Source organism: Mucilaginibacter sp. (assembly GCF_041663085.1).
Classification (GTDB): Bacteria; Bacteroidota; Bacteroidia; order Sphingobacteriales; family Sphingobacteriaceae; genus Mucilaginibacter.
The window spans coordinates 21,136-27,712 of the sequence record NZ_JBAZRC010000054.1; the positions used below are offsets into that span (position 1 = coordinate 21,136).

Genomic DNA, 6,577 nt, shown 5'->3' on the forward strand with positions numbered 1-6,577 from the left:
GTTCTTGTAATATAACTATATTAGTATTTAATTAATTTCATATGATTTATATAGGTTTCTTTCAAGAGGGCAATTGGATTGTCGATGATAACTTAGAATATCTTTCAGAGACGCCGGGAATCGAACTCTTAGCAGAAAGCACTTCGGATAGTAGACGACAATATAAGTTTAAGTTTATAACTAGTGATGGAGGGCCTAAATTTTTAACAGTTGGTGGATTTCAGCTTTTAGATTCTGGCAGAATAATGTGGGATATCTATAGTAAAACCGATAAGTGCACGTTGACAATTTGTGAATTGAGATTAAATCAATCTTTTCAGCACGTTATAACTGTTAAGGACAGTCCCAGTGATGTTTATCAGATCATCCTACCTTTCTTAAAAGAATTAGATGGTTACGGAAGTTACAAGGCGTTTATAACGGCCAAAGAAAATGAAGATTTAAAGGCAGAGAACGTAAAGCTTAGACAGTACTTAGAAGAATATAAAAGTAAGGTAAGGGAGTGATGATGATTACTCAGCAAAGTTAGGCAGGAGGAACAACACAAGGCAAGGAATTTCCGGCATAAACACATCCTCCTACACTACCCAACATTTATTCCGTTCCTCGCTTGCTTTTAGTTGTTCCTTACGCCTGTATGGGCACCATAATCATTATTCACTTTAATCTTAAAACATGAAATCACTATCTTTAACCGGTTAGCAAAACATTGTATACGGTAACGTATACAGTTAAGAGGGCTGTATAGCCAATTATCTCGTTTATTAACATATTAAGTAACATTAAAGACAATATACCGCACGCATGGGGTGCTGGAGGTCGTGGGTTCGAATCCCGCCATCCCGACGAAAGTACATGAGCATATTTGAACGGTTTAATAACCGATTGGATATGCTTTTTTGTTATTGGTGCAGTAACAACATCCTCATAACATGTACACGATTGTTGTGAAAATAAGCATGCAAAACTTTTAAACTTATTAAGTTTCTTCAGGTTTCAAGTGCCGGAATGAGTATTTATACCGTGTTTAGCACTTAGCCCTTGCCGAATTAATTCCCATTGCTATATTTGCAGCCTGAATTTTCGGGATGTAGCGTAGCCCGGTATCGCGCCACATTTGGGATGTGGAGGCCGCAGGTTCGAATCCTGCCATCCCGACAAAAGCGATACCAATTAAACAACAAGGCCTTCTAAATCTATACTTTAGAGGGCCTTGCTGCTTACCCTGCCGGATGTATTTATTAGCACTACATATCCTAAATTTGCCTGTTCTTTAGCAAAAACGCCCATGTCAAATACCCCTAAACCATGTTTAAAGCAAGTATAAAAAACTATCTCCTCAGTGTAAAACAAGGCCTCACCAAACTCATTTGCGATAAAAGGTTTGTATATACCATTTGGTTTGGAATAGGGCTCTTTATTGTATTGCGCGGGTTAATAAGCCATCAGCCACCCAATAACTATCTTATTTTTAAGCATAATTTTTTAAATGTAATACACCAACAAAGCCTGTATACCCCGCAACCCGAATATTATTATGACCGCAATCATTACGGGCCGGTTTTCTCGTTGATCATAGCCCCTTTTGCCTTACTGCCCGACGGCGTTGGGGCAATGCTTTGGGTGCTGTTTAATGCTTTTATATTGTTCAAAGCCATACAATTGTTGCCGCTTAAAAACAATAGCTATATGATCATCCTGCTATTATGTACTAACGAAATAATAGCCTCATCAATTTTTTTTCAGTTTAACCCCATCATAACCGCGCTTATTATATTCAGCTTTTATTTTATCAGGAAGAAGCAGGACTTTTGGGCAGCACTGATGATAGCACTGGGAACATTTACCAAATTATACGGGATAGTTGGGTTGGCATTCTTTTTCTTTTCTGACCATAAACTTAAACTAATACCCAGTCTTGTTTTTTGGTCGGTAGTGTTATTTGTATTGCCAATGGCTATATCTTCGCCCGAATTTATTTTAAAAACGTATTCGGCATGGTACCATGACCTGGTGGCAAAAAATGCGGAAAATGCAGGTTCGGACATGCAGGATATTTCTGTAATGGGTATCATTCGCAGGGTTTTTAACAACCCTGGGTTTAAAAACATATATGTGATAGCTCCGGCTATGTTTCTATTCGCCTTATCTTATATAAGGGTAAAGTATTTTAAGTCTGCCCGGTATCAGTTGCTGATCCTCGCTTCAGTGTTGATTTTCACCGTCATATTCAGCAGTTCGGCCGAATCGGCTACGTACATTATTGCTTTTAGCGGAGTTGCCATCTGGTTTATGAATTTAAACCGCCCGGTTACTATCCTGGAGATTTCTTTATTGGTTTTTGCGATTGTTATTACCAGCTTCCCTTTTGCTGATGTTTTTATAAAAAACATCAGCGTCACTTATATCCGGCCTTATAAATTAAAGGCCTTACCATGCCTGCTAATCTGGCTTAAAATAATACACGAAACCCTTACCGCTAAATTTTCTGACGAAGGAACACCGGAAGTTGCTAAATAGTATTTTCATAAAACGCAGTAACAAGTCTTTATCAACTAACCTAAAGGAGAAAAATAATCATTTGGGTGTTATATCCGTCCGCATAGTTGCGTAATGCTTTAATTGTAACATTTTTATTGGATTTTGTCCGCTTATTGTAATGTTTTCGTTACATAGCGCGCGACTTGTAACATTTAGATTACAGTAGTATCTTTACATCATCAATACCCCTATGCGTAAGATTTCTATAATTATCCCCGCTCATAATGAAGAGCGTAATATCAGTTATATGGTTAGTGAGCTTCAAAAGCTTTTTAGCGATATTAACTATACTTACGAATGTATTTTTGTTGACGACGGCAGTACCGATAATACTTTAAACGAAATAAAGGTGCAGCACGAAATGCATCATCATGTTTATTTTATTGAACTGTCCAGAAATTTCGGGAAAGACCGGGCGCTGCAAGCTGGCATAGCCTTTGCCAATGGCGATGCCGTTATTACAATTGATGCTGATATGCAGCATCCGCCACGTTTAATAATTGAAATGATAAAGCTTTGGGAAAGCGGCTACGACGTTGTTTATACCTATCGCGAAAAGGCGAACGAGCATGTTAAATCATTTCAGAAGGTGGCATCTAAACTATTTTATAAGGGCGTTAATATGCTGTCTGAAATTCAGATGGAAGATGGCATTGCCGATTTCAGACTTATAGATAAAAAAGTTGTTGCCGAGCTGAAACAGATAAACGAATACGATATCTTTTTCAGGGGCATGATAAAATGGGTTGGCTTTAAACAGAAAGGAATCCCATATACTCCGGCCGCGCGATTTTCCGGCGAGGCAAGTTATTCAATTTACAAGTTGTTTAAACTAGCGCTTAATAGTACAATGTCTTTCAGCGTGCGCCCTTTATATGCGGCCACGTTTATAGGCCTTATTTTTTCGCTTTCATCCCTTTTATACATTCCTTATATACTTCTAAGTCATTTTTTTGGTTTAATAGCGGTTTCCGGGTGGGCCTCACTTATTGCTACCGTCGCTTTTTTTGGAGGATTACAGTTATTTGTATTGGGCATTATAGGCATGTACCTGGGTAAATTATTTATGCAGGCAAAACAACGCCCCAATTATATTGTACGTACAACCAATTTGCTTGGTATACCTGAAGAATTATCCGCATAACCAATGATCTTACTGGGTTTTGATTTAGAAGAATTTGATTTACCAGCCGAATATGGCATTAATATCAGTTTTGAGGAGCAGCTTTCGGTTTCTACACAGGGGGCTGTCGCCGTGCTGGATATTTTGCGGTCTACGGGTGTTAAGGCAACGTTTTATTGTACAGCTAACTATGCTGTTCATCGCCCCGATGTTATCTCACAGATTGTAAATGAAGGGCATGAAATAGCTTCGCATGGTTTTTTTCATTCGGCGTTTGCAACAGAAGATCTGTTGCGGTCTAAATTGAAGCTGGAAGAGTTATCCGGAACGCAGGTGAATGGCTTTAGGATGCCCCGGATGATGCCGGTAAACCCGGATGAGTTAATCAATGCGGGTTATAGCTATAACTCGTCTACCAACCCAACCTGGTTGCCGGGCAGGTATAATAATTTCAGCGACCCCAGGACATGGTATCACCATCATCAGCTACTGGAGCTGCCTGCATCTGTATCACCTGTAATACGTATCCCTCTTTTTTGGTTAAGCTTTCACAACCTTCCTCTTCCCCTTATCAAGTGGCTGGCATCGGCCACGTATAAAAAAGATGGGTATTTAAACCTGTATTTTCATCCATGGGAGTTTACAGATCTGGATCAGAACAATAAATTTGGCCTGCCCCGGTATATTATTAATAATTCCGGGATATCATACGTTGACCGCATTTCAAAGTTTATCAGATGGGCGCAAAGCAAAGGCTACCCGTTTGCAAGTACCGGCGACTTTGTTGAATCAATAAATGCAAAACAACCCGTTTTTTCACCATAAGTCAGGGCACTATGGTTTCATCAGCATTTTTAAAAGGGGTTCATCCCGCTGATAAATATCATCTCTGAAATTCAGTGCCCCATTGTGGTCAACAAATGCTGTAAAATAGCCTATATAAACGGGTATCTTTTGTTTTAATACAACCGATTGTTCTACGCCACGGTTCATTGCAGCGCGAATTTTTTGCGGGGTCCAGGCGGGGTTTTGTTTCAAAAGCAATTCTGCCAACTCTTCGGGTTTCTCTACCCTGATACAGCCGTGGCTAAATGCCCGTACATCCTCATTAAAAAGCGACTTGGAAGGTGTATCGTGCAAATAGATGTTATTGGAGTTAGGGAAGATGAATTTTACCAATCCTAATGAATTTTCTTTACCGGGAAGCTGCCTTACGTTGCCGCCATTCCATTCCATGTGGTGATTGGCCAGGTAGTTTGGGTTACGTGCAATTCCGGGTTTAATTTCCTTTTGAATGATGCTGGGCGGGATGTACCAATACGGACTAAACACGATGTATTGCAGGTGCCCGCTAAATATTACGGTTTTGGTCATTGATTTCCCAACCACCACGCTACAGGCCCATTCGGGGCTGTTGTTTATATAATAGTGTAGTTTAAATTCGGGGATATTAACCAGCAGAAACTCACCGCCGTGGTCGTCTGCCGGTATCCAGCGCATTCGCTCCAGGTTTACAATTATTTGGTTAATGCGCTGATGTAAGGGCACATTCAACTGTTTCAAAAAGGGGCTGTTTATTTTTCCATCAGGTTTAAGGCCATGCCGGTCTTTAAAATGCATAACAGCATTGATAAGCAGCGTATCGTAAACGTTTGAAAAATTAACCGTCGAATCTCCAAGCTGCCTGAGCCTGTTTTTTAGTTGAACGAGCAATGCAGAGGTATCACCGGGCGACAGCATACTAAGCGGGCCTTTTGAAGGCAAAAGGATGTCCGGCTCAGTTTTTTCAACTTGCTGATAATGGTTCAGTGCCTTTTTTAACATCATATACTGCGGTATTACCGCAACCTGCTCTATGCTGGCAGCATCGCTTTTAAGATTGTGCGCCAGCAAATCCGTGTACGAAAGTTTTTTCCGGGGTAAATACCAGCCTATATCTTTTGCCTTTTCGGCTTCGGCACCGCCCCATGCATTTTTGGCATAGTTAAAGTATTGCCCGGTCAGCATCAGCTCAACAGCGATAGATGGCGGGGTAGTTTTATCCGACTGAAAACTTTCGGTCATTTTTAAAAAGTCCTCTTTATAAGGGATGTCCTTTAATATACCGTCGTTTTGCTGAATGGTAACGTGGTTAATGAGGTTGCCGGCCGATTCTGTTAACCCCTTGCTATCATACCATACATAATGGTATTTGTTGATGCGGTAAAATTTGGCGTATTCGGCTGCGAAACCATTTAGGCTGGGGTGTTTTTTTAAAAAATCGGCTATCGCAACACTGTCAAACTTAAGCTGTGGCGCGGCGTTAAAATTACCTTTAATAAGCGTGTCGGCATGGCTTACACTTGCTTTAACTTGTTTTTTCGCGGGCGAACTATGGCATCCATAACAAGCGCACAGCAAGCAAAAACTTAGTATAAATACAATAATAAATGTAGGTCGCATATTCTAACGGTTGATAAAACTCTCCAATATACCTAAATAGTGCCGGATATAGGGGCGATGGTTGAAGTATCGCCATCCCGGCTTTTAAATTCATAAAGTATATAGGTATCCTCTGCCGGCTCATTAACACACCTCAGCCAGTTTTGCCGCGCAATAATGGGCGAACATGGGCCGTAAGTAAAGATACGTATGGTTCTTTTAAGCGATTCTTTTTTTAATACCTCCAGCATTTGCTGCATCATCGCTCCTTCAAAAGGGGTGTACATAAAAAAAACGGCACCATCGGTATAATCGCCCTTTTGGGCACGGGTGTTAATAAACGTAACATCGGTAAGGTTGAGCCGGGATGCACACGCTGTGGCATAACTATAATAAGCCGGCTCATATTCAACCCCTATGGTTTTGGCGCCGGTTAACAAATTTACCAGTATGGGCACCTGCCCAAGGCCCGAACCGATATCAAAAAAAACA

At 40.6% G+C, this 6,577-nt stretch carries 6 protein-coding genes and 1 tRNA gene; 5 read left to right on the forward strand and 2 right to left on the reverse strand.

The window, feature by feature from the left end:
- Positions 1 to 41: 41 nt before the first annotated feature.
- The 5 genes from WC615_RS11865 to WC615_RS11885 all read left to right on the forward strand — a co-directional run bounded on the left by WC615_RS11865 (position 42) and on the right by WC615_RS11885 (position 4,489).
- Complete coding sequence (locus WC615_RS11865) at positions 42 to 506, forward strand: hypothetical protein (protein ID WP_372978308.1); 465 nt, start codon at positions 42 to 44, stop codon at positions 504 to 506.
- A gap of 578 nt (positions 507 to 1,084) precedes the next feature.
- Positions 1,085 to 1,158: transfer RNA gene (locus WC615_RS11870), tRNA-Pro, on the forward strand.
- 150 nt (positions 1,159 to 1,308) lie between these two features.
- Positions 1,309 to 2,520 (forward strand): glycosyltransferase family 87 protein, encoded by a 1,212-nt coding sequence (locus WC615_RS11875; protein WP_372978309.1) that lies wholly within the window; start codon positions 1,309 to 1,311, stop codon positions 2,518 to 2,520.
- Positions 2,521 to 2,731: 211 nt separating this feature from the next.
- Positions 2,732 to 3,685: a glycosyltransferase family 2 protein gene (locus WC615_RS11880; RefSeq protein WP_372978310.1), complete on the forward strand. Its 954-nt coding sequence runs from the start codon at positions 2,732 to 2,734 to the stop codon at positions 3,683 to 3,685.
- Positions 3,686 to 3,688: 3 nt separating this feature from the next.
- Complete coding sequence (locus WC615_RS11885) at positions 3,689 to 4,489, forward strand: polysaccharide deacetylase family protein (RefSeq protein WP_372978311.1); 801 nt, start codon at positions 3,689 to 3,691, stop codon at positions 4,487 to 4,489.
- Positions 4,490 to 4,498: 9 nt separating this feature from the next.
- On the opposite strand, the gene WC615_RS11890 is transcribed toward WC615_RS11885, so the two are convergent.
- Positions 4,499 to 6,106: a murein L,D-transpeptidase gene (locus WC615_RS11890; RefSeq protein WP_372978312.1), complete on the reverse strand. Its 1,608-nt coding sequence runs from the start codon at positions 6,104 to 6,106 to the stop codon at positions 4,499 to 4,501.
- Between the two features lie 32 nt (positions 6,107 to 6,138).
- Positions 6,139 to 6,577, reverse strand: a 439-nt coding sequence (locus WC615_RS11895) for a hypothetical protein (RefSeq protein WP_372978313.1), incomplete at its 5' end; no start/stop codon positions are given.

Excerpts from the sequence above, each read along its gene's own strand:
- WC615_RS11865 (WP_372978308.1), top strand. The coding sequence starts at position 42 with ATGATTTATATAGGTTTCTTTCAAGAGGGCAATTGGATTGTCGATGAT.
- WC615_RS11875 (WP_372978309.1), top strand. The coding sequence starts at position 1,309 with ATGTTTAAAGCAAGTATAAAAAACTATCTCCTCAGTGTAAAACAAGGC.
- WC615_RS11880 (WP_372978310.1), top strand. The coding sequence starts at position 2,732 with ATGCGTAAGATTTCTATAATTATCCCCGCTCATAATGAAGAGCGTAAT.
- WC615_RS11885 (WP_372978311.1), top strand. The coding sequence starts at position 3,689 with ATGATCTTACTGGGTTTTGATTTAGAAGAATTTGATTTACCAGCCGAA.
- WC615_RS11890 (WP_372978312.1), bottom strand. The coding sequence starts at position 6,106 with ATGCGACCTACATTTATTATTGTATTTATACTAAGTTTTTGCTTGCTG.